The sequence below is a fragment of the Streptomyces sp. NPDC047315 genome (assembly GCF_040643215.1).
Lineage (GTDB): Bacteria > Actinomycetota > Actinomycetes > Streptomycetales > Streptomycetaceae > Streptomyces.
On record NZ_JBEYTZ010000041.1, the window covers coordinates 19,236 to 42,486 of the forward strand.

Annotated in this window: 15 protein-coding genes; 7 read left to right on the forward strand and 8 right to left on the reverse strand. The window is 72.5% G+C overall.

Annotated features, from left to right (window positions below; all coding sequences use genetic code 11):
• Positions 1-28: 28 nt before the first annotated feature.
• Complete coding sequence (locus tag ABZ842_RS33645; protein WP_361545686.1) at positions 29-439, forward strand: DUF6027 family protein; 411 nt, start codon at positions 29-31, stop codon at positions 437-439.
• A 19-nt stretch (positions 440-458) separates the two neighbouring features.
• On the opposite strand, the gene ABZ842_RS33650 is transcribed toward ABZ842_RS33645, so the two are convergent.
• Genes ABZ842_RS33650 through ABZ842_RS33680 form a run of 7 tightly spaced genes read right to left on the reverse strand, consistent with a single transcriptional unit; the run spans position 459 to position 8,454 of the window.
• Complete coding sequence (locus tag ABZ842_RS33650; protein ID WP_361545689.1) at positions 459-1,406, reverse strand: arginine deiminase family protein; 948 nt, start codon at positions 1,404-1,406, stop codon at positions 459-461.
• Positions 1,387-2,640, reverse strand: coding sequence for a sulfotransferase (locus ABZ842_RS33655; RefSeq protein ID WP_361545692.1), 1,254 nt, complete (start codon positions 2,638-2,640; stop codon positions 1,387-1,389). The genes ABZ842_RS33650 and ABZ842_RS33655 overlap by 20 nt, the downstream gene beginning before the upstream one ends.
• The gene (locus ABZ842_RS33660) at positions 2,633-4,564 is read right to left on the reverse strand and encodes a methyltransferase domain-containing protein (RefSeq protein WP_361545695.1); all 1,932 of its coding nucleotides are present in this window, start codon (positions 4,562-4,564) and stop codon (positions 2,633-2,635) included. The genes ABZ842_RS33655 and ABZ842_RS33660 overlap by 8 nt, the downstream gene beginning before the upstream one ends.
• Positions 4,561-5,013: a rubrerythrin family protein gene (locus ABZ842_RS33665; RefSeq protein ID WP_361545698.1), complete on the reverse strand. Its 453-nt coding sequence runs from the start codon at positions 5,011-5,013 to the stop codon at positions 4,561-4,563. The genes ABZ842_RS33660 and ABZ842_RS33665 overlap by 4 nt, the downstream gene beginning before the upstream one ends.
• Position 5,014: 1 nt before the next feature.
• Positions 5,015-5,758, reverse strand: coding sequence for a methyltransferase domain-containing protein (locus ABZ842_RS33670; RefSeq protein ID WP_361545701.1), 744 nt, complete (start codon positions 5,756-5,758; stop codon positions 5,015-5,017).
• Complete coding sequence (locus ABZ842_RS33675; protein ID WP_361545704.1) at positions 5,755-6,786, reverse strand: sulfotransferase; 1,032 nt, start codon at positions 6,784-6,786, stop codon at positions 5,755-5,757. The genes ABZ842_RS33670 and ABZ842_RS33675 overlap by 4 nt, the downstream gene beginning before the upstream one ends.
• 3 nt (positions 6,787-6,789) lie before the next feature.
• The gene (locus ABZ842_RS33680) at positions 6,790-8,454 is read right to left on the reverse strand and encodes a radical SAM protein (RefSeq protein ID WP_361545706.1); all 1,665 of its coding nucleotides are present in this window, start codon (positions 8,452-8,454) and stop codon (positions 6,790-6,792) included.
• A 174-nt stretch (positions 8,455-8,628) separates the two neighbouring features.
• Here ABZ842_RS33680 and ABZ842_RS33685 point away from each other — a divergent pair, with 174 nt between their 5' ends.
• Positions 8,629-9,780: a sulfatase-like hydrolase/transferase gene (locus ABZ842_RS33685; RefSeq protein ID WP_361545709.1), complete on the forward strand. Its 1,152-nt coding sequence runs from the start codon at positions 8,629-8,631 to the stop codon at positions 9,778-9,780.
• Between the two features lie 32 nt (positions 9,781-9,812).
• Positions 9,813-11,156, forward strand: a complete 1,344-nt coding sequence (locus tag ABZ842_RS33690; protein WP_361545712.1) for an MFS transporter — start codon at positions 9,813-9,815, stop codon at positions 11,154-11,156.
• Here ABZ842_RS33690 and ABZ842_RS33695 read toward each other — a convergent pair.
• A complete protein-coding gene (locus ABZ842_RS33695) occupies positions 11,064-12,062 on the reverse strand; it encodes a ParB N-terminal domain-containing protein (protein WP_361545714.1) in 999 nt (332 codons plus the stop codon). The genes ABZ842_RS33690 and ABZ842_RS33695 overlap by 93 nt on opposite strands.
• Positions 12,063-12,401: 339 nt before the next feature.
• Between ABZ842_RS33695 and ABZ842_RS33700 the strand changes: the two genes are divergently transcribed.
• Genes ABZ842_RS33700 through ABZ842_RS33715 form a run of 4 tightly spaced genes read left to right on the forward strand, consistent with a single transcriptional unit; the run spans position 12,402 to position 23,249 of the window.
• Positions 12,402-14,093 (forward strand): non-ribosomal peptide synthetase, encoded by a 1,692-nt coding sequence (locus ABZ842_RS33700; RefSeq protein WP_361545785.1) that lies wholly within the window; start codon positions 12,402-12,404, stop codon positions 14,091-14,093.
• Positions 14,090-15,358, forward strand: a complete 1,269-nt coding sequence (locus tag ABZ842_RS33705) for an NAD(P)/FAD-dependent oxidoreductase (RefSeq protein WP_361545717.1) — start codon at positions 14,090-14,092, stop codon at positions 15,356-15,358. Before ABZ842_RS33700 ends, ABZ842_RS33705 begins: the two co-directional genes overlap by 4 nt.
• Positions 15,352-15,924 (forward strand): DUF6875 domain-containing protein, encoded by a 573-nt coding sequence (locus tag ABZ842_RS33710; protein ID WP_361545720.1) that lies wholly within the window; start codon positions 15,352-15,354, stop codon positions 15,922-15,924. Before ABZ842_RS33705 ends, ABZ842_RS33710 begins: the two co-directional genes overlap by 7 nt.
• A complete protein-coding gene (locus ABZ842_RS33715) occupies positions 15,921-23,249 on the forward strand; it encodes an amino acid adenylation domain-containing protein (RefSeq protein WP_361545723.1) in 7,329 nt (2,442 codons plus the stop codon). The genes ABZ842_RS33710 and ABZ842_RS33715 overlap by 4 nt, the downstream gene beginning before the upstream one ends.
• Positions 23,250-23,251: the final 2 nt, after the last annotated feature.

Sequence of the window (23,251 nt, forward strand, 5' to 3'; positions counted from 1 at the left end):
AGCTCGGTGCCGCCCTTAGGCTGGCGGTATGGACGGCGACATGGATGACCTGGCCTACGACGCGACGGGTACGCCGGCGGTTCGGCTGCGCCAGTGGGAGCGGTGCTGGCCACCGGACGACCCGCATGCCAACTTCAAGGCCGAGGTGGTCGAATACGGGCTGCTCGATCCGCTGGAGACCGTGCGCGGGATGTCCCGGAACCTGGACATCCCGGTCGGCGCGATCGTCCGGTACGTGCTGGCGAAGTGGGCCACCGGCGGCAGCGGCGGCCTGCTCGAACTCGGGCCGGTGATGGTGCCGCGCCTGTGGGAGCCGATCGCCGCCGCGGAGGAGGCCGACTCCGACGAGCAGAGGCTCGCGGCGTACCACCAGCTCCGGCAGATGATCTCCTGGCTGAAGGTGCCGTTGGACGACCCCACGGTGTACCCGCCCCAGTAATCGGCCGAGTGACCGGCGCTCAGTGCGCACGGCGCACCACCCCGGTCACGCAGCCGATCCCGCCGGCCGCCCGCAGGTACTCGCCGACGTCGATCTCGTCGACGGCCACACCCGCCCGTTCCAACGTCCGCCGGATTCCCGGGCAGCCCGCGGGCATCAGCACCTGCCCCGGCGCGAGCACCAGCAGGTTCATCCCGCGCCGCACCAGCAGTTCGTCGTCCGGCGGCAGCGCGATCACCCGGTAGCCGTACTCGGCTAGCAGCGCCGTCAACTCGGTCGGGGTCGCCGCCCGGTGGACGACGGCGGTGGACGAATCGAGGAACACGACCGTCCCCAGCAGGTGCTGTACGCCCGGCGCCAGGGGCACCGTCACCACCCGCGCCCCCAGTCCCGCGACCGCCGATGCGACCTCGGCGGCGCCGGCCGCGTTCGTGCGGAACCCGGTACCGACGATCACCGTCGACGGGTCGATCCACAGCGCGTCGGCGCCCTCGAACACGGCGGTGCCGGACACCGTGCGCAGGATCGGGAACCCGGCCCCGGCCAGCGCGAGCGCGGCGTGCCGTTCCTCGCCGGCCCGTTGCGTCGACGCCATCCGCGCCAGCACCGCCCCGGCCGGGGTCATCCAGAACAGGTCCCGCGCGAACACCACGTTCGGCGTCGCCGCGGGCGACGTCAGGTGCACCTCGACCCCGTTGTCCCGCAGGCGGTCCGCCAGCGCGTCGCACTGCGCCCGCATCGCCGGGAGGTCCACCGGCCCGAGCATGAGCGAGGCCCCCGGCCGGTGCACCGCGGCGATGCTGTCCGGCGGGCGGACCAGCAGCACCGACCGCAGCGCGGCCGTCTCCGACCGGTATCCGCACGGCGCCCACACGTCCCCGGCCGCGACTTCGTCCACGTGCGACGCCACCCGGGGGACCCACCCCGGGCCGCCGTGGGTGCTCAGCTCAGATCCAGTGTTCGTCACGGGCATAGCCAAGCCTCTCCGTCATCGCGAGCACGTCGGCGCTCAGCACGGACCGGATCTCTTCCTCCCGCGCCCGCCACCGGCCGGGGCGTGGTGCGGCGGTGGCCACGGTGGCGGCGATGCCGTCGGTCGCGGCCCGCTTCAGCGGCCCGTCGAACGGGATCCCCAGCCATTCCGCGATCCGCTCGACGGCGTCCGCGCGGGCGTGCTGACCGCTGATCAGGTCCTCGAACCGCACCGTGTGGTCCGCCCCGTGCGCGAGCACCGCACGGTGACTCGACAACCACTGGTGGGCGCAGACCCGGGGCAGGGCGGCGGCGGTGTACGCGGACCAGCAGGGCGGCAGGTCGAACTTCCACCAGTGTCGGTCGGCCGGTCGCACGTCGGCGTATCCGGCGATGCGCAGCGGTTCGTCCAGCCGGTACGCGTGGAACCCGTGGTGCAGCCACCCGTCGACCAGGCCGTTGATCGACGCGGCCGGGTTCCTGGTCAGGTGCAGCACCCGCAGGCGCGCGTTCGGGAACGCCGCCCGCAGGAAGCCGAGCCGGTAGGCGTTGCCCGGCGTCTTGATCACCAGTGGCTTCGTGGCGAGATCGTGTTCGTCCGCGGGCCGCCACGGGCGGGGGAGGACGAACGGCGGCTCTTCGAGCAGCACGTCACCGGGCGGCCCGACCGGTCGTGGTCCCGGTGACTGCCCGGACAGGTCGTAGTACCACGGGTTCACGCCGGCCATCTCGATCAGCGCCCGCGCGAACCGGGGCAGATCAGGGTCCAGTACGGCCTCGGCGGTCCGCACCAGGTCGACGGGGTCGAGGCCCAGCCCCGGCCACTGCATGACCAGCCGCCACGCCGCGTCCACCGCCAGGTTCTCCACGCCGGTGCCGGGTGAGCCCGCGTCCAGTGCCAGTTCCGCCTCGAACAACGTCCGGGACCCCGGCGGGAGCCCGTGCCAGTGCGTCGCGTCCAGCACGTCGGATCCGGTGCCGCTGTGCGGGTGGTCGAGGCCGACCAGCCGCAGCAACGGGTTCAGCTCACCGCGCAGGTGCAGCAGGTGCGGCGAGGACCGCAGCAGTTCGGCGAGCATGCTCGACCCGCCCCGTGAACTCGACGCGACGACGACGAGGTCGCGCACCTTCGCGCAGAAGTGCGGCACCGGCGTGCCCCGCAGCGGCCGTAGCACCTCCAGCCCGCGCACGACCTCGGCGACCGGGCGATCCACGGTGCGGCTAGGCATGGTCGGCCTTCCGCACCGAGTACACGCACCAGCGCCACCGGTCGCGCACCGAGCCGTCCGGCAGCACCTCGAACGGGTGCACGGCGCGCACCTCGCGCGGTGCGTCGTAGTAGAGGCGGTAGATCTCCTGCCGGTTCGCCGGTGTCGTCTCGTGGGTGTCGATCCACCGGTCGATCGACTCCCACAGGAAGTACTCCTCCATCCGCACGTCGGTGAACCCGCCGCCGGTGAGCAACGCCCGGAAGTCCTCCTCGCGGAACATCTGGTACAGCAGTGGCTGCTTCTTCTTGAACACGCGGAACATCCAGTACGCGTCCACGTCCGAGTACGGCACGATCTGCCCGACGATGAACTGCCCGCCCGGTCGCAGCACGCGGTGGATCTCCGACACCGGACGCTCCGGCTGGGGCAGCAGGTGCAGCACCTCCCGGGTGACCACGAGGTCGAAGCTGGCGTCGGGGAACGGCAGGTCGTAGACGGTGCCCTGGTGCACGACGTCCAGCCGGGTGGCGGCGAGCGCGGCCATCTCCGGGGTGAGGTCCAGCCCGACCATCTCGCCGACCCGGCCGCGGAACGCGCCGCCGACGACACCGCTGCCGCAGCACACGTCCAGCATCCGCGCGTCCGGCGGCACCGCGCACAGCTCCGCGTGCTTGCCGAGCAGGTCCTCGTCGGTGAGCCAGGCGCAGGAGTCGTGCCAGTCCTTCGAGCGGATCCCGAACTGTCGTTGGTAGACCGCGTAGTCGACCTCGACGGCCCGGGTCCGGGAGCGGGCCGTCCGCCCGGCCAGCCGCGCGGCGAGCCGGGCCCGACTCGCGTCGACGGCCCGTTCCGCGATGCGGCGGGCCAGCTCCGGGTCGGCCGCCAGCGCGCGCCGCACCTGCTCGGTGACGACGTCGAACACGCGGGCGCCCGCGTCGTCGTTGCGCAGGGTGCGTTTGGTCTGGCCGTCGAACCGCGCGTCCGGGATCCGGATCGCGATCACCGCGGTCAGCCCCTCCAGGATGTCGACCACGGTCATCTTGTCCGCGGACGGGCCGAGGTGGTCGGCCACCACCCCGGCCAGCGCGCTGCGCAGGGCGTCCACGTGCGACCCGCCCAGGTCGGTGCGGATGGTGTTGACGTAGCTGAAGATCTGCTCCGCGTACCCCTCGGTCCACTGGACGGCGGCGTCGATCACGCACCCGTCCCCGGCCCAGGTGACGGTGGCCGGCTCGGCGTGCACCTTCTCGGCGTCGCGGGCGCGGTACGCGAGCAGGCCCCGCACCCCGGTCGTCTCGCACAGCGACTCGTGCCGCCCGGTGCGGTGGTCGGTGAGTTCGACCCGCAGGCCCGGGTGCAGGTACGCGATGTCGAGCAGCCGGGCGTGCGCCAGGTCCGCGTCGAGCACGCAGGAGGAGAAGATCTCCGGGTCCGGGCGGAACCACACCCGGGTGCCGCGGCGCTCGCTGTCGCCGATCCGCTTGAGCGGGGTCTCGATCGAGCCCTTGGCGAACGACTCGCCGTGGTGGGCGCCCTCGCGCCACACGTCCAGCCGCAGCCACTGCGACAACGCGTTCACGCAGGCCAGGCCGACGCCGTGCAGCCCGGCGGAGGTCGCGTACGAGGAGTGGTCGAACTTGCCCCCCGAGTGCAGCGTGGTGAGCACGAGTTCGCACGCCGGGATCCCGGCCTCCGGGTGCGGGTCGACGGGGATGCCCCGGCCGTCGTCGGTGACCGAGCAGGAGCCGTCTTCGTGCAGCTCCACCGAGATCGCTCCGCAGTGCCCGGCGGCGGCCTCGTCCACGGCGTTGTCGACCAGTTCGAGCACCAGGTGGTGGGCGCCGTCCGGGCCGGTCGACCCGACGTACATCGACGGGTTGCGGCGCACCGCCTCCAGCCCGGAGTAGACGGTGATCGCCTCGGCGGTGTAGTCGGTGGTCATGGCGCTCCGTTCCCGGCGAACCGCGGCTCGGTCAGCCCGGTGAGGGCCTGCTCCAGCCGGTCCACGTGCGTCTTCTTCAACGTGCACAGGGCCTCCAGCCAGCTCGCCAGATCGGCCACGCCCTCCGTGTGCGCCCGCGCCGCCAGGCCGGGGTAGCGTTCGGTGGCCTCCCCGAGGTCCCCGCTGATCGCCGCGGCGAGGTTGCGGCGGGTGTCGCCGAGCGCGCGGCCGGTGCCCGGATCGTCGCCGCCCAGCAGGTCGCGCAGCACGTCCAGGTGCCCGTGGGCGGCACAGGCCACGCTCTCGGCGAGTTCGCCGAACACCCGGGCCGCCTCGGTGTGGCCCTCGATCTCGGCGACCTGTGCGAAGTAGGCGTACCGCGCCGCGGTGGCCGCCTCGGCGCGGAACGCGGCCCGTACGCCGTCGGTGAGGGACTGGTCCGGTTCCATGTCAGACCCTCGTTCCCGAGGCGACGACGAACAGCATGTGGTCGGTGATCCGACCGTCCGTCTCGTCCACCGCGTGCCGTGCGCGGAACGCGGATGACGCCCTCCCGTAGCGGTCCCGGATGGCCTCCCGCGCGTCCTCGCCGATCGCGCCGTTGTCCGCCCACACGTCCACGTCCTCCACCGACACGTAACGCTGCGACCGCACCGGGTCGCACCCCGCGTCGGTGAGCAGGGCCTCGACGTCGCCGGGCCGGAAGAAGTGCCGGCGGGCCGGGTTGCGCAGCCGCAGGATCTCGAAGTACTCGTCGCGGTCGTCGTCCCCGTAGGCGCACAGGTGGGTCAGCACGACCCGCCCGCCCGGCCGGGTCACCCGCACCATCTCCCGCACCGCGTCCGGCAGCGTCATGAACTGGATCCCCTGACGGCACACCACGACGTCGAACGTGCCGTCAGCGAACGGCAGTTCCTCCGCCGGGGCGATCACCAGTTCGTCGAGTACGTCGCGCGCCTGCTCGGCCATCTCCGGCGTGATGTCCACGCCGACCAGCCGCCGCACCCGCCCGGCGAACAGCCCAGAGACCAGTCCGGTGCCGCACGCCACGTCCAGGACCGCGTCGCCCGGCCGGGGCGCGGCCGTGGACAGCATCAGCTCGCCGAGCGCGTCGTCGGTGCACCATGAACTGGACCGGTCGTAGGTGCTCGCCCGGTCGGCGAAGTGCGTGCGGACGCTTCCCGTTTCGTTCATCTGCTCTCTCCTGCCTGAACCTTGCCGCGGCCCGGTGCCGCGCGGCGGCGCAGCCGGCGGACGGTGGCGTCGCGCCGCCAGCGCCGGAAGTGGTTGCGGTCGGTGCGCAGCGATCGCGTCTCCACCGCCAGCCGCACCGCGAACCCGCGCAGCGCGACGCCGAGCGGACCAGGGGCCGGTTCATCCAGCGAAGCCCCGTCGAACGGGTAGCCGAGCGTCTCCATCGCCGGCGCGGTGACGCTCTCCACCTGCCGTCGCTCCCTGTCTGACAGCCCCCGCTGGTGGGCGCCGATCCGGGCCGTGGTGATGGGGTCGCCCGCCGTGCGCCAGGACGCCGACAGCGACGCGGTCACCCGGGCGTTGCCGCTGAGGTGGTGGGCGAGCATCGCGGGCTCGACCGTCTCACCGATGACGTCGCAGATCGCCCGGACCTCCCGGTCGGGTGCGGACACCAGGTCCTCGTACCGCACCAGGTGCACCACTGCCGGCCCCCACCGCTCCAGGGCCGCGCGGGCGAGCTCTTGTTCGGCCTTCCACCGCAGCGCCATCCGGTACGGGTGGCAGTGGCCGAACACGGCCCGCTTCGCCGATGCGGCCACGTCGCGGGGGTCGCGCACCAGCCACAGGAACCGCGCGTCCGGGAGTTCGGCGAGCACCTCGTCGACGTGCTCGACCATGAAGGTGCTCTTGCACCCCCACCGGGCCGCGCCCTCCGCGACGCGGTACTGGTCGTAGATCGCCGACACCACCCCGAACAGCGACGGCGCTTTCCCTCTCACGGCAGTCTCGGTCACGGCGGCCCGGTCGATCGCGTGCGGCCACGGGTGGATGTGGTGGTGCAGCAACCGCATCGCGTCGCCCACCATCGCGTCGACATCACCGTCGTACGGGATGCCGGACAGGTACCGCATGAAGTGCGGCGGGTGCGGGACCGCGATCCGCGAGTGCGCGTCGAGCACCAGCCGCAGCAGGTTCGACCCGGAGCGCTCGGTCCCGATGATCAGGATCGGGCCGTCCTGAGTGGACACCGATCAGACCCCGACCGCGGGCTTCTTCGCGCCGCAGTCCATCAGGGTGCTTCCGGCCGCGGCCACCTCCGGGTCGGCGACCTTGTCCAATGTGTACCGTTCGGAACCGGGAACCAGTGGCGCGGCGGCGGAACTCCACTCCGTGCGCCAGCCGGTCCCGGCGTACGACGTCGACCGCTCGGTGCCGTCGGCCGGCTGGGGGTGGAAGTACTGGAAGTGCTCCGGCCAGTGCCGGAAGTCCATCACCGGGCCGGGCTGATAGGCGTCGTACACCCGCTTGTACGCGTCCCGGCAGACCTGCTCGGGCAGCCCGCTCACGTTCAGGAACTCGTCCTCGTGCAGCGCCTGCTCGATCGACAGCCAGTTCAGGTGGTCGACCTCGGAGCGAATCACCTTGTTCCGCACCGCGTCCTGGTACACCGTCGTACCGGGCATGGCCGACAGGTACTTCACCCGGGTCACGTGGTTGTACTGCTCGGCGAACTGCACCATGTGCGACAGGGACTCCTCGGTCTCGTTCGGCAGACCGACGATGAGCAGCGAGCCGAACCGCACGCCGCCGTCGAACGTGGTGCGCATCGCGCGGACGGTCAGGTTCTCGCTGCTGCCCTTGCGGGCCTCGCGCAACACGTCGGTGCCCAGCGACTCGACGCCGTACAGGATGATGTCCGCGCCCGCCTCCCGCATCGCGTCGATGCGCGGTACGTCCATGTCGGCGCACCGGGTCAGACAGGTCCACCGCAGGTCGTGCTGGGAGATCACGTCGCACATCTCGATGGTCTGGCCGCGGTGCGAGCTGAAGGTGAGGTCGACGAAGAAGCAGAACTCCACGCCGTACTGGGTCTTCAGCCAGTCGAGGTCGCGGTCCATCTTCTCCGGCGACTTCGCCCGCACCTGCGGGGTGGTGCGGTAGCAGAACGAGCAGTCCATCTTGCAGCCGCGGCTGTAGGACGAGATCACCTGCGGCTGCATGCCGAGCGGCGACCGCGACTGGGGCCACAGGTCGAGCCGCATCCTGGGCAGCGCGTCGAGGTCCATCATCTGGCCGCGCGGCGGCGTGCGGCGCGTCTTTCCCTTCTCGTCCCGGTAACAGATGCCCTTGACGGTCGGGAGGTCCCGCTGCCACGAGCCGCGGGCGTAACTCTCCATCAGTTCCAGGATGGTGATCTCGCCCTCGCTGATCACCGCGACGTCGCAGGCGGTGTCCGACATGAACACCGACGGAACGGAAGTGACCAGCGAGCCACCGCAGATGATCGGTATCTCCGGGTGCGATTCGCGGACCATCGCCATCAGCGCCTGGCAGAAGGGGAAGTTGTCCTCGAACGTGCACATGCCGAGCACGTCGGTGCCTTCGACGATCTGCTCGTACGCGGCCTGCAGCGGGTTCGGGGTGTAGCGGACGTCGACGATGCGCACCGGGTATCCGGCGTTGTGCAGCACGGTCGAGATGTACGTCGCACCTTCGTAGGGTGAGGTGAGGAAGAACTCCCAACCGCGCGGCATGGTGAACGGCGAGGGCCCGACGACGAGGGTGAACCTCGGCAGCGCAGGATCGGTCGGCACCGGTTCGGAGTCCTGATTGCGCATTTGCTCGATGTAGCGCTGGTCGACGGTGCCGTTCGCGTCGGCATACAGCTCCAGGGCCAGGGACAACTTGCGCGCCATGTGAATTCTCCCTCGCGTCATGATCGTGGACGCTTCGCCAGGCAACTGTATTGGCGGGATGCGCTGTTCGGCACGGGTGTTCATGTCGCCTTGTTCGTCGTTGTCGTACGCCGGGAGCCCGTTGTTAGCCTTCGGTGCCGCTGGCGTCGACAGAGGAATGCAGAGGAATCCCCGGTGACCCAACAGCCGAACGTCCTGTTCATCTCCCTGGACACCGTGCGCGCCGACGTGGCCTATTCGGGGAAGTTCCCCGGAGTGGAGCGGCTGCGCGCGAACGGGGTCAGCTTCACGCAGGCGATCTCCTCGTGCCCCCTGACGCCGGTCAGCCACGCCACGGTGTTCACCGGGCTCCAGCCGCCCCGCCACGGGGTCAGGCACCTGTTCCGCGAAGCGCTGGACAAGCGGGTGCCGACGCTGGCGGAGTGCCTGTCGGAGGCCGGGTACGCGACCGGCGCGGTGGTGTCCTGCCCCGGCCTGAACCGGTGGTACGGGATCGACCGCGGGTTCGACTTCTACGACGACGAGATCCCGCTGCTGCCGGACGGCCGCGACCCGCTGTCGGTCGGCGACGTGAAGCTGCGCGGGCTGGCGCTCAAGCGCGCGCCTCTGGTGGTCGAACGCGCCACCCGCTGGCTTGAGTCGCTGGACGGCGGCCCGTTCTTCCTGTTCGCGCACTTCTTCGACGCGCACTGGCCGTACGAGCCGCCGGAGGACGTCGGCGTCGAGGTGGCGAACCCGTACGAAGGCGAGGTCGCCTACACCGACCACTACGTCCAGCTCCTGCTGCGCCGCATCGCCGAGATGGGCCACGACGTCGAATCGATGCTGGTGGTGTGCTTCTCCGATCACGGCGAGGACCTGGCCGGTTGGTACCCCAACGACCACGCCGGTGACCTCGGCCACCCGTACGAGGAGGGCCACGGCTGCCTGCTGTTCGACGCGACGCAGCACGTGCCGCTGGTCATCAGCGGCCCCGGGGTGCCGGTGGGGACGAGCGTGGACAGCCAGGTGCGGCTGGTCGACATCATGCCGACGGTGCTCGACCACCTCGGGTTGGACCCGCGGTCGTCGGACGGTGCCTCGCTGGCCGAGTTCTTCGCGGACGGCACCGGGGCGTCCCGCGAGGCGTACTCGGAGACCTACTTCCCGCAGGAGCGGGCCGCCGCCTCGGACGACTACCCGGACCTGAAGGCGCTGCACGCGGTGCGGGCGGACGGGCGGAAGGTGATCTGGGAGGCGGACGGGCAGCGGGTGTGGGCCTACGACCTCGCCGCCGATCCCCACGAGCTCGGCGGGCGGGTCCTCGTGTCCGATGAGGACGCGTGACATCAGGGGCGACGCCAGGGGTGGCGCCAGGGGTGGCCCCGGCGCCTCGTTCGGTCCGCCGGGTACTGGTCGCGAGCACGATCGGAACCGCCATCGAGTGGTACGACTTCTATCTGTACGCGACGGCGTCCGCGTTGGTGTTCGGCCCGCTGTTCTTCCCCGGATCGTCGGCTGCCGGCGGTGTGCTCGCGTCGTTCGCCACCTACGCGGCCGGGTTCGTCGCGCGCCCGCTGGGCGGCCTGCTGTTCGGTCACTTCGGCGACCGGGTGGGCCGCAAGTCGATGATGGTGTGGACGTTGCTCGTCATGGGCATCGCCACGTTCGGCGTCGGCCTGCTGCCCACCTACGAGACGGCCGGCGTCCTCGCGCCGGTCCTGTTGGTGACGTTGCGCATCGCGCAGGGCATCGGCATCGGCGGCGAATGGGGCAGCGCGGTGCTGCTCAGCACCGAACACGGCCCGCCCGGACGTCGGGGCTTCTTCAGCAGCTGGCCCGCGATGGGCTTCGCGGTGGCGTTGTTCGGCAGCAACCTGACCTTCGTGCTGATCTCCAAGCTGCCCGAGGAGGACTTCCTGACCTGGGGGTGGCGGCTGCCGTTCCTGGCGTCGATCGTCCTGGTCGGCATCGGCATCTGGGTTCGGCTGGGGGTCGAGGAGACACCGGAGTTCGTACGTGGCCGGGCGGAGAGCCCCGCCGCACGGGTGCCTGTGATCATGGTGCTGCGGCGGTGGCCGCGCCGCGTGGTGATCGGCATTCTCGCTTCGCTCGGCACCGGGTCGGTGATCGCGATGTTCACCGTGTTCCTGGTGGCGCACGCGGCGGAGGCCGGACCGGAGGTGCGGTCGACCGTGCTGACCGGGCTGATGATCGCGGCCCTGGGAGAGTGCGTGACGCTGCCGGTGTTCGGCGCGCTGTCCGATCGGTTCGGCCGCCGGCGGGTCATGATCTTCGGTTACGCGGTCGCGGTGTTGGCGATGATCCCGGCGGGCGCCTGGCTGTCCTCGGGCGATCCGACGCTGGTCGCCCTGGTGTTCATCCCCGCCCTCACCATTGCGCACGGTGCGATCTACGGTGGCCTGGCGGCGTTCCTGGTGGATCTGTTCCCCACCATGGTGCGGTTCTCCGCGATCGCCGTGACCTACCAGGTGGGCGTCACGATCTCCAGCTTCTGGCCGCTGGTCGCGGTCGCGATCACCGGCGGATCCTCGGCGCTGCTCCCGGTGGTCGCGCTGTTCGCGGTGGTCGAGGCGGCGGCGGCGATCGCGGTTGCGTGCGCGCCCGACTCACGCGCTGACGCGGAGCTGGTCGCGGACCCGGCAGGCGAGCGCCGACCAGTCAGCCGCGCAGTCCGTGGCGAGGTCGGCAACGACCGGTGACCAGCGCTGGGGGACGGCGGCGGCGAGGCGGTCCCACTGCGCGGCGTCGAGGGTGTTGGCGTCGAGCAGTCGCAGGAGCGCGCGGCCGACCTCGGAGAACCGCAACGAAGGATCGGCGCGCAGCGAGAGCAGGAACCGGTCCCGTTCGGCGCGGGGCGTGCCGTTGGAGCGCTTGTCACCGCCGGTGTTGTTGCCCGGCGGCTTGCCTTCCGCGTCTTCCGCGCGGTGCCCGGCGGAAAGGCGGTGCCGCAGCGGAACGGGATCCTCGCCGCGGCGCATTCTTTCCCGGACATCCCGTGCGGTGCCGACCGATATTCCAGCAATTCGGGCGATCTCCCGCAGTGAAAGGTCTGGATTGTTGGAAATCGCCCGACTTGCAATTATGCGTCCATGAGAGGCGTCGAGTGGCCGCACTTTCCCGTCGCGGCCGAGGCGGGCGTTCAACTGGGTCATTTCCCCGGTTGAACACCGCCGGATCGCGGCCACCGTCTTGGTGGACAACCCGGCTGTCGACGCGATCAGACGGTCCGACAAGTGCGGATGCGACGCGAGGATCCGGGAGGCGGCGGCGGTGCGGTCGGCCAGCGTCAGCGGTAACCCCTGGGTCACGTTGGCGCTCACGGCCAGCATGAAAGCGTCCTCTTCGGTGCCGTCGACGAACCGCACGCCGATGGTGGCGTCCCCGCGCAGCTTGGCCGCGCGCAGGCGGTGCACGCCGTCGACCACCTGCATGGTCGGTCGGTGCACGAGGATCGGCGGGAGGTCGTCGGTGCACTGCGCGAGCGCGTTGACGTGGTCGGGGCTGGAGCCGGCGACCCGCACGAGACGCGTTTCGGTCACCTGATCGACCGGCACGAACGTCGGCGGTGCGTCCCTCAATTGCGTACCCAGCGATGTCTCGCTCATCCGAACTCCTCCAGATGGGCCAACTCATTTCCGAGCACGACGTGGCAACGCTCGGCAGCGCGCAACTGATCAGGTCTCGGGAAGCGGCTACAAGGTACCGGCCAGGTTATGGCGCCGAACAGACCGGCGGAACATAGTTTCCATGAGCAAGTTCTCATAATTTTCATTTTGTTCTGCGTATCGGGCGACGAGATAAGCGTCGCGTCGATCTCGTTGACACCGATCCGCGTCATGGGACAGAGTTCCCCTCGTTCCCCTAATGGATTTCCGTGGGTCACGGAGTGTGAAACCGCAGTGGATGCGCGATTAGATACGGTGAATTCCTTGCCGGCCGAAACGATGGCGGGGATGTTCCGGCGCCAGGTCGCCCGGGCCCCGGAGGCGATCGCGGTCGTCGCCGCTGACGGCACGCTCTCCTACGGTGAGCTCGACGCCCGCGCCTGCGCGGTGGCGGGCGGGTTGCGGGACCGTGGGGTCGGACCGGACGACGTCGTCGCCATCGCGATCCCGCGCGGCGCGGACATGGTGGTGGCCGTCGTCGCCGTGCTCGCCGCGGGAGCCGCTTACCTGCCGGTCGACCCCGCCCAACCGCCGGACCGGGTGGCCGCCGTGCTCGCCGACGCCCGTCCCGCCCTGGTGCTGACGCCGGAGGAGCTGCGGGAGTTGGAGGCCGCGGCGGTGACCGGATCCGCCCCGGTTGCGGAGCCCGATCCGGCGTGCGCCGCCTACGTCATCTACACCTCCGGCTCGACCGGAAGGCCCAAGGGCGTGATCCTTCCCCATGCGGGGATCGCTCATCTCGTCGCGGCGCAACGGGAACGCTTCGGTGCCCGACCGGGCGCCCGGGTGTTGCAGTACGCGTCGGTCGGCTTCGACGTGGCCGTCGCTGACCTGTGCATGGCACTGCTCACCGGGGCCACGCTCGTTCTCGCGCCCCCCGAGGGCCTTCCGCCCGGCGAACCGTTCGCCCGGTTCGTCGCCGAACACGGCGTCACCCACGTGTGCATGCCACCGAGCGCGCTCGCCACCCAGCCGGACATGGCGCTGCCTTCCGTCGCCTGCCTGATCGTCGCGGGGGAGGCGCTGGGCCCGGACCTCGTCGCCCGGTGGTCCGCCGGCCGCCGGATGATCAATGCCTACGGCCCGACCGAGACGACCGCGTGCGCCACCATGAGCGCGCCGCTCACCAGCGGCCCGGTGGTGTCGATCGGGGCGGCGATCCCCGGCACGGAACTACGGGTGCTGGACAAGACGTGCGCCCCGGCCACCGAGGGCGAGTTGTACATCGGCGGCGCCGGGGTCGCGCGCGGCTACCTGGGCTGCCCCGGGCCGACCGCGCAGCGGTTCGTCGCCGACCCGTGGGGTCCGCCCGGGTCGCGCATGTTCCGCACCGGCGACCTGGTCCGCGTGCTGCCCGACGGTGACCTGCTGTTCCTCGGCCGGGCCGACGACCAGGTGAAGATCCGCGGCCACCGGGTGGAGCCGGCCGAGGTGGAGGCCGTGCTCGGCGCGCACCCGGCGGTGGCGCGGGCGGCGGTCGTCGCCCGCTCCGGACCGCTCGGCGCCTACCTGGTGGGCTACGTGGTGCCGCGCGGGGCGAGCGTGCCGGACCTGCGTGCACACCTCGCCGAGCGACTGCCGACGCACCTCGTCCCGGACGTGATCGAGACGGTCGGGCACTTCCCGTTGACCCCCAACGGAAAGCTGGACCGGGCCGCGTTCGCCGAGCCCGCGCCGCGGGCGTCGGGCGTGCTCGCCGACGACCTCGCCCGGTTGTTCGCCGAGGTGCTGTCGGTGGATCCGGTCGCGCCGGACGACGACTTCTTCGCCCTCGGCGGCACCTCGCTCATGGCCACCGCGCTGGTCAGCCGGATCCGGGTCGAACTGACCGTGGACGCGTCCGTGGCCACCGTGTTCGACGCCTCCACACCCGCCGACCTCGCCAAAGCCCTGTCCGCGGTGGACCCTGTGGCTGCGGCGGCCTCGGTGGACCCGGTGGACTCGATGGACTCGGTCAGGGGCCGGACATGAACGTCGTCATCGTCGGGGCGGGCATGGCCGGAACGATGCTGGCGATCCGGCTGGCCCGCCACGGCCACCGGGTGGACATCGTGGAGCGGCGCGGCGACCCGCGCGACACGAACGGTCCGGACGCCGCGTCGATCAGCGTCGGACTGTCCGAACGCGGGCGGGCGGCGCTGCGCGACATCGGCCTCCTTGAGGAGGCCCTGGCCAAAGCGGTTCCCATGCGCGGCCGGATCGTCCACCACGGCGGCCGGGTCACCTACCAGCCCTACGGCGCGGACGACACCGAGGTCCTGCACTCGGTCCGCCGCCACGACCTCAACATCGCCCTGCTCGACGCCGCCGAATCGGTTCCCCGGGTGCGGCTGTGGTTCGGGCACCGCGTCACCGGCCTGGCCGACACGGAGGTGCGGACCCCGGCCCGGACGTTCTCGGCCGACCTCGTCGTGGGCGCGGACGGCGCGTACTCGACCGTGCGCACGCACCTGCACCGCCGGGTGCGCGCCGAGTTCCACCAGACGCACCTGGACTGGGGCTACCGGGAGTTCACCATCCCGGCCGTGGACCGACCGGAAGCGTTGCACGTGTGGCCGAGCGGACGGGGACTGGTGGTGGCCCACCCCAACCCGGACGGATCGCTGACCGGCACCGTGTTCCTGCCGTTCGACGGCGACACCGGGTTCTCGGGCCTGCGCGACCCGGCGCGGGCCGGGGCGTTCCTGGCCGAGGAGTTCGGCGACCTGACCGATCTGGTGCCGGACCTGGTCACGCAGTTCCTCGCCCACGAGCCGGGCAGCCTGGTGTCGGTGCGCACCGCGCCGTGGCAGCACGACCGCGTCGTCCTCGTCGGCGACGCCGCGCACGCCGTGTTCCCCTTCTACGGCCAGGGGATGAACGCCGCGTTCGAGGACTGCGCGGTGCTGGACACGTGTCTCGCCGAGCACGCCCCGGACGACGCGCTCGCCGCGTTCGAGGCCCGTCGCCGCCCGCACACCGACGTGCTCGCCGAGTTGTCCGCGCAGAACTTCGTGGAGCTGCGCGACCGGGTGCGGTCACCGGTGTTCCTGGCCCGCAAGCGGATCGACTTCGCCCTCGGCCGCCTGTTGCCGGGGTGGCGGACGCTGTACGCGATGATCAGCCACAGCAGCCTCCCGTACGGCGACGCGCTCGCCCGGGCCCGCCGCCAGGACCGCCTCCTCGGTGGACTCGCCGGGCTCGGCGGAGTCGCGTTGCTCGCTGCGGCGCGGCGGAAGCGGAGCGGGAGATGTTGAGCCACCCGGCGGGTGACGTCGCGCTGTTCGAGCCGGATCACCCGGACCTGCCTGCCGCGGGCGAGGTGGTGCTGGCGTGGGCGCGGTCCTACCTGTGCCGACCCCACCCCGACCTGGGGCGGGGCGGCGACGTCTGCCCGTACACGGCCGTCTCGCTGAAGAAGGGCGGGCTCTTCCTCGCCGTACACCCCGGACGGCCCGACCTGCGGGCGGTGATGACCGCCTACCGCGACTGGTTCCCCGACCTGCCGCCGCGTGAGGGGCCGCAGGCCAGATACCGGACGGTCCTGGTGGTGCTGCCGGACGTCACGCCCGGGGAGATCGACCGCATGCAGCGGGAGCTGAAGCCCGGGTTCGTGGAACGCGGCCTGATGATCGGTGAGTTCCACCCGGGACCGCCGTCCGTGCCCGGCCTGTGGAACGCGGACTTCCGGCCGCTGCGCAGCCCGCTGCCGTTGCTGGCGGTGCGGCACATGGTGGCCGCCGACGCGCCGTTCCTGCGGGCGGACCCGGAGCATCTGGCGGCGTACCGGCGCCGGTTCGGAGAACGGGGAGCGCCCCGATGACGGTCCCGCTCCCGCCCGGGGCCCGGCGACTGTGGTTCCTTGAGGCGTTCGCCGATGGCGCACCCCTGCACAACAACCCGGCGGTGTTCCGGTTGACCGGCCCCGTGTCGGTGTACGCGCTCCAGCGCGCGGCGGATCTGGTGGTGGCCCGGCACCCGCTGCTGCGAACCACGTTCGACGAGGTCGACGGCGAGCCGGTCGGGCGGGTGGGTCCGGCGGGCGCCGCGGACGTCGTCGTGCGGACCGTGCCGGACGCAGACGCCGCGGCGTTCGCGGCACGGGCCGCACGGGAGCCGTTCGACCTGCGCACCGGACCGCTGTTCCGCATCCGGCTGGGCCGGATCACGCCGACCGACCACGTCCTGGTGATCAACACGCATCACGCGGTCGTCGACGGCACGTCACTGTCGTTGCTGTGCACGGAGATCAGCGCCCTGTACGCCGACCCGACCCGGCCGCTGCCGGACCCCGGAGCGCCGCCGGACGTCATCGACGACGACCCGTCCCGACGGGTGTCCGACCTGGACGGCGTGCCGGACCTGCTCACCCTGCCCACCGACCGGCCCCGCCCGAGGATGCGCGCCTTCCGGGGGGAGTTGCGCCGCCACGCCGTCCCCGAAGGTCTCACCGCGCGGGTCGACGCGCTCGCCCGCGCCACGCGCGCCACCCGGTTCGTCGTGCTGCAGGCCGCGTACGCCGCCACGTTGGGCACGACGGCGGGCCAGGACGACGTGGTGGTCGCCACCCTGGTGTCCGGGCGGCCGGGGCCGGAGTTCGCCGGCGTCGTCGGGATGTTCGTGAACCCCGTGCCGCTGCGGGTGGGGATCGGCGGCGATCCGACGTTCCGCGAGCTGGTGGCCAGGGCCCGCCGCGCGGTCGCGGCGGGACTGGGCGGCGCGCAGGTCCCGTTCGACCGGCTCGTCGAGGCGGTCGGCGCGTCCCGCGACCCGAGCCACGCGCCGCTGTGCCAGGCACACCTCGTGATGCAGGACCCGCCCGAGGTGGTGCTCCCCGGCGTGCGGGTCGACCGGTTGCCGCCGGACACGGGCACGGCCGACGTCGACCTCACCGTGATGGTGGAGTCCGGCGGCGCGGAGATGGCAGTGGTCACCGAGCACGACACGGACCTGTTCGACGGTGCGACGGTCGACGGTTTCGCCGGTCGGCTGCTGGCCTTGCTGGACCGTGCGAGCGCCGACCCCGATCGCCGGTTGTCGACGTTGACGGCAGGGTCTTCGGCGGTGGCCGCGTCGGTGGCCGGGCCGGCCGGTGCTCCGGCGCCGTCGACCGTCCTGGAGCTGATCCGGTTCGACGCGGACGGCCTCTCGGTGGGTGAGTTGTCCTACGCCGAGTTGGAGCGCCGTTCGGCGGCGCTGGCCTCGGTGCTGCGGGCGAAGGGCGCCGGGCCGGAGGCGTGGGTCGCGGTGGACCTGCCGCGCGCCACGGACCTGGTGGTGGCCGTCCTCGGGATCTGGCGGGCGGGCGCGGTGTACGTGCCGGTGGAACCGTCGTGGCCCGAGCCGAGGCGCCGGGCCGTCACCGGGGCCGCCCGCGTCGTGCTGACCGAACTCCCGGATCTGCCGGGTGAGTTCGAGCGCGTCGATCCCGGCATCGCACCCGAGTCACTGGCGTACGTGTTCCACACGTCCGGGTCGACCGGCCGCCCGAAGGCGGTGGGCGTGCCGCACCGCGCGGTGGCCGGGATGCTGGCCCGGTCGACGGCGTTGGTGGGGCTGGGCGCCGGGGACGTGGTGGCGGCCGTGATCTCCCCGGCGTTCGACATCTCGGTGTGGGAGCTGGTGGGGCCGCTGACGGTGGGCGCCCGGGTGGTGGCGATACCGCCGGAGACCGTCGTGGACGGTCCCGCGCTGGCGCGCCGTCTGAAGGCCGAGGCGGTCACGGCCGTCCAGGTCACCCCGTCGGTGTGGGCGGTGCTGGTGGCGGCCGGGGGAGTGCCGGAGTGCGTACGGGTCCGGGTGTCGATCGGTGAGGTGCTGACGCCGGAGCTGGCCGAAGCGCTGGCCGGGTCACTGGGCGGGGCCGGGCTGTGGAACGCGTACGGCCCGACCGAGACGACGATCTGGTCGACCGCCGAGCGGGTGCGCCAAGGCAGCCCGTTCGGCATCGGCGACCCGCTCGACGGCGTGGCCCTGCATCTGCTGAACGCGGGCCTGCGACCGGTCGACGACGACGTGGTCGGCGAGGTGTACCTGGGCGGCTTCCCGCTGGCGCGCGGCTATCTCGGCGCGCCGGGCCGGACGGCGACGAGGTTCATCGCCGACCCGTTCTCGCCGGTCCCCGGCGCGCGCATGTACGCGACCGGCGACCTGGCGCGGCGTCGACCGGGCGGTGTCGTGGAGTTCGTCGGGCGGGTGGACGCGCAGCTCAAGGTGCGTGGTCACCGGGTGGAACCGGCCGAGGTGGAGGCGGCGCTGCGGGCGGACCCGGAGGTCGACGACGCCCGTGTGGCCGGTGACGGCGACCGTCTGGTGGCCTATGTGATCCCGACCGCCGGGCCGCCCAGCTGGCCGGGGGTGCGGGAGCGGCTGAGCCGTGTCCTTCCGGCCTACCTGGTGCCGTCGGCGATGGTGTCCGTGGACGCGTTCCCGTTGACCAGCTCCGGGAAGCTGAACGTACGCGCCCTGCCCCCACCGGCGCTGGACGTCGCAGCGCCTGATCCCCACCCTGGTCTGGAGACCACGATCGCGGAGGTCTTCGCGCGCCTGCTGGGTCGCCCGGTGAACCGCGACGACGACTTCTTCCTGTCGGGCGGCCATTCCCTGGCGGCGGTGAAGGCCGTCGCCAAGATCGGGGCGTCGGTCGGGGTGGAGGTGACGATCAGAACCCTGTTCGCCAACCCCACCGTCGCCGCCCTGGCCGCCGCGGTTGAGACGGGCCGGGGCGACCCCGATACTCCGGAGAACTCAGAGATCCGGGACATCCCGGGGGTGGCGCCCGCTGCACCAGGACGGCTGTCCGGCCCGCAGCACGGGCTGTGGATCACCGACCAGGCGGGCCAGGACGACGGCGCCTACGTCGTACACGCCGCGTTCCGGTTGGAGGGCGCGCTCGACGAGGCGGACCTGCGCGCCAGGTTCGCCCACACCCTGGCCGCCCATCCCGTCCTGCGATCGGCGGTCGTCGTCCATGACGAGACCCCGCAGCTGAGCGCGGCGTCCTACACGGACGAGTTGCTGGCGAGGGCCTGGCGCACCACCGACCTGAGCGCTCATGCGGACCCGTGGCCGGAGGCCGAACGCCTGGCTGCCCGGGACGCCGACCACCCCTTCGACCTGACCCGGCGCCCGTTGGTGCGAGCCCATCTGATCAGAACCGGCCCCACGACCCGTCTCCTGACGATCACCGCTCACCACATCATCTGCGACGACACATCGATATCGATCCTGCTGACGACCCTGACCACCGTGGACCCGACTTCCTCGCCCGTGCCCGGTGCCACGGACGTCCGGGGGCCGAGGGCCTCGCTCAGCACGAAGACCAGTGCACCGGGGCCAACGATCCCCGCGCCGCCAGCCGTGGGTCCGCGGCAACGCACCACCGAGTTCTGGGCTGAAACCCTCCGCGACGCCCCGCCTGCCTCCGGACCCCCGCCGGACCATCCGTACGGAACGGCGCCGACCCCCACGTCGGGCGGATCGCCGCACCCGGAATCCGGCCAGGGCCCGGCTCACCCCCGCCGCGCGGGCGCCGCCCCCGGCGCCACTCACCGGTTCACCGTCCCGGCCGGGCTCGCCCGCCGCTTCGCCACCTGGTGCCGGGGCGAGCGGGCCACCACCTTCGCCGGTCTCCTCGCCGTCTTCGCCGTCGTCTCCTCCACCCGGGACGGCGGTGACGACCTCGTCGTCGGCGCCCCGGTCAGCACCCGCCCGGCCGGGTGGGACGACGTGATCGGCATGTTCGTCACGACCCTCCCGCTGCGGCTCCGCACGAACCGTCGAGCCACCCCCCGCGACCTGCTCGCCGACGCCACCTCGGTGGTGGCCGACGCGATGGACCACGCCGACGTCTCCCTGGCCGACATCCTCACCACGGTCCGCACCTCACGGGAGGACCACCACCCCCTGTTCCGGACGATGCTGGTCCTCAACCGTGAGACGGCACCCGTCACCTTCACCGGCCTGACCAGCACCCCGCTGCCGATCGACCGGGCCACCAGCCGTTTCGACCTCACCCTCCACATCAGGGAACGCGAGGGCGACTGGCCCGCCCTCATCGACTACCGCACCGACCGGTACGAGGCGGACACGATCAGCAGGATCGCCGACCAGGTGCTGGCGGTCATGGCGGCCGTGGTCCGCCACCCCGGTGTCCCGCTGGCCCACCTGGACCTGTTGTCCCCGGCCGACAGCGCCGTCCACACCGCCCTCCGCACCCGGTCCGAGCCGGCCCCCCTCGGTGGACCGGACGCGCCGTCCACCGGCCCGGCCGTCCACACCCGACCGGCCGTCACGACCGTCGTGGACCTGATCGCGGCCCGCACCGCCCAGGCCCCCGACGCCACCGCCGTACTCGACCTCGCCGCCGCACCCCTCACCTACCGCGAGCTGGACCGCAGATCCTCAGCCGTCGCCCGCCACCTGCGCGAGGCCGGCATCCGGAGCGAGGACCCGGTCGCGATCACCATCCCGTCCAGCGCCGACGCGATCATCGCGATCCTCGGCGTGCTCAAGGCGGGCGGCTGCTTCGTCCCCGTGGACCCGGCCCAGCCGCCCTCCCGCCAACGCGCCCTGATCACCGCCAGCGGTGCGAGGGCCGTCCTGACCCGCGACGCCCTCGCCGCCACCGGCCATCACGAACCACCCACGCCCGTCCACCCGTCCCAACTCGCCTACGTCGTCCACACCTCCGGCTCCACCGGCGAACCCAAGGGCGTCGAAGTACAGCACGACACCCTCCTCAACCTCACCACCGCGTTCATCGCCGAACACGGCCTCACCGCCGCGCACCGCCTCCTCATGGTCCCGCCCCCGCACTTCGACGCCGCGTTCGGCGACATCTTCCCGGTCCTCGCGGCCGGGGCCACCCTGGTCATCCACCCCGACCCGGGCGGCCTCACCGGAGCGGACCTCCTCGGGCTCTGCGTCGAGCACCGACTGTCCGCGGTGGACACTGCGGCTCCCCTCTGGCAGCGCTGGGTGGCCGATCTCGCCGGGGAACGCCTTCCGTTGGAGATCATGATGGTCGGCGGCGACGTGGTCTCGGCGGCGACCGTCCAGGCGTGGGCGAAGCACGGCGTCCCCCTCCACAACCACTACGGCCCGACGGAAGCCACCGTCTGCGCGACCAGCCATCGCACCGTCGACGGCCGAGAGCACCCCACCCGGCTGCCGATCGGCCGCCCGCTGCCGAACGTCCGCGTCCACCTCCTCGACCGGGCCCTGCGCCGGGTGCCCGTCGGCGTGGTCGGCGAGGTCTACATCGGAGGGACGGCGCCCGCCCGGGGGTACCGGGGACAACCGGCCGCGACCGCCGCGGCGTTCCTCGCCGACCCGTACGGCGCCCACCCCGGCGCCCGCATGTACCGGACCGGCGACCTCGCCCGGCTGAGCCCGCACGGCACGTTCGAGTTCGTCGGCCGGGCCGACGACCAGGTCAAGATCCGCGGCAACCGGGTGGAGCCGGGGGAGGTGGCGGCCGTGCTCGCCGCGCACCCGGCCGTCGCGGAGGCCGTGGTGGTGGCCAGGGGCGACCGCCTCATCGGCTACGTCGGCGCCCCGACCCCGCCCCCGACCGCACCCGCCCGGAACGCACCCGATGCGACCACCCCCGACGCGCGGGTCGCCGTCCCGGACGTTGCCGGCCTGCGCGCCTTCTGCGCCGAGCGACTGCCCGCGCATCTCGTGCCGGACACCGTGGTCGTCCTCGACGCACTTCCCACCAAGAGCACCGGCAAGGTCGACCACACCGCCCTCCCCGAACCCCGCACCAACCCCACAGCCCCGGCGGATCCGCCCCGGACCGCCACTGAGCGCGCCGTCGCCGCCATCTGGGCCACCGTTCTCGACCGGTCCGACGTGGACCGCACCGCGGACTTCTTCGCCATCGGCGGGCACTCGCTCATCGCCGCCCACGTCCTCGCCGCCGTCCGTGACCGGCTCGGCGTCACGGTGCCGATGCGCACGCTGTTCACCGCCCCCACCCTGACGGCGTTCGCGGCAGCCGTCGACGACGGTGCCCCGGCGGACCTGCCCACGGTCGACCGGTTGCGCGCCGACGCCGTCCCCCCACCCGACGTCCGTCTCCGCACCGGCCAGCCCCCCGGCGTCCCCTCGGCCGGCACGCCGCGCCGGATCCTGCTCACCGGCGCCACCGGCTTCCTCGGCCGCCACCTCCTCGACCAACTCCTGGCCCGGACCGACGCCCAGGTCCACTGCCTGGTCCGCCAGGGCTCGATCGACCGACTGCCGGTCAACGAGCGCGTGATCCCGGTCCCCGGCGACCTCGCCGCACCCGGCCTCGGTCTGTCCACCGAGGACCACGACACCCTCACGACCGTGGACGCGATCTACCACAACGCCGCCGTGCCGCACTTCGCCGCGCCCTACAGCGCCCTCAAGCCCGCCCACGTCGACGCCACCGCCGCGATCCTGCGCCTGGCCGGTGACAGCGGCGCACCGCTGCACCTGATCTCCACCCTCGGCGTCTTCCTCGGCGACGCCTACGACGGCCGCGTCATCACCGAGGCCGACGCTCCCACCGACCCGAGCGGCCTCACCAGCGGCTACGACCTCAGCAAATGGGTGGCCGACGCCATGGCCACCGCCGCCCGCGGCCACGGCCTCACCGTCTCGATCCACCGCATCGCGGCCATCGTCGGCGACACCGCCACCGGCGCCGCCGACCCGCGCTCCGCGTTCAGCCGCTGGCTCACCGGATGCGTCACCGCGGGTGCCGTCCCGGACACCGCCGAGGTGTTGGACATGGTCCCCGTGGACACGGTGGCCGCGGCGGTCGTCGCGCTCTCCCAGGCCCCGAACCACCTCTGCCGCGACCACCACTACCACGGCGACGGCGGCCTCACCCGGGCCGCCCTCGCCGCCGCCCTCACCGCGGCCGGTCACCCGACCGAGGTGGTGCCGTACGACCGATGGCGGGAGCGGATGCTCGCCGATCCGGCCGGGCCCTTCGCCCCGCTCGCCTTCTCCCTGCCCGAACGCCCCCGCCCGCACCCGCGGTTCGACTGCTCCCGCACCTGGGCCGCCGCGGCCGGGGCAGGGGTGGGGTTCCCCCCGGCCGACGAGCGAATGCTGCGCAGGCACCTGGACTTCCTCACCGGTGCCGGCGCGCTTTCCGGAAGTGGATGATC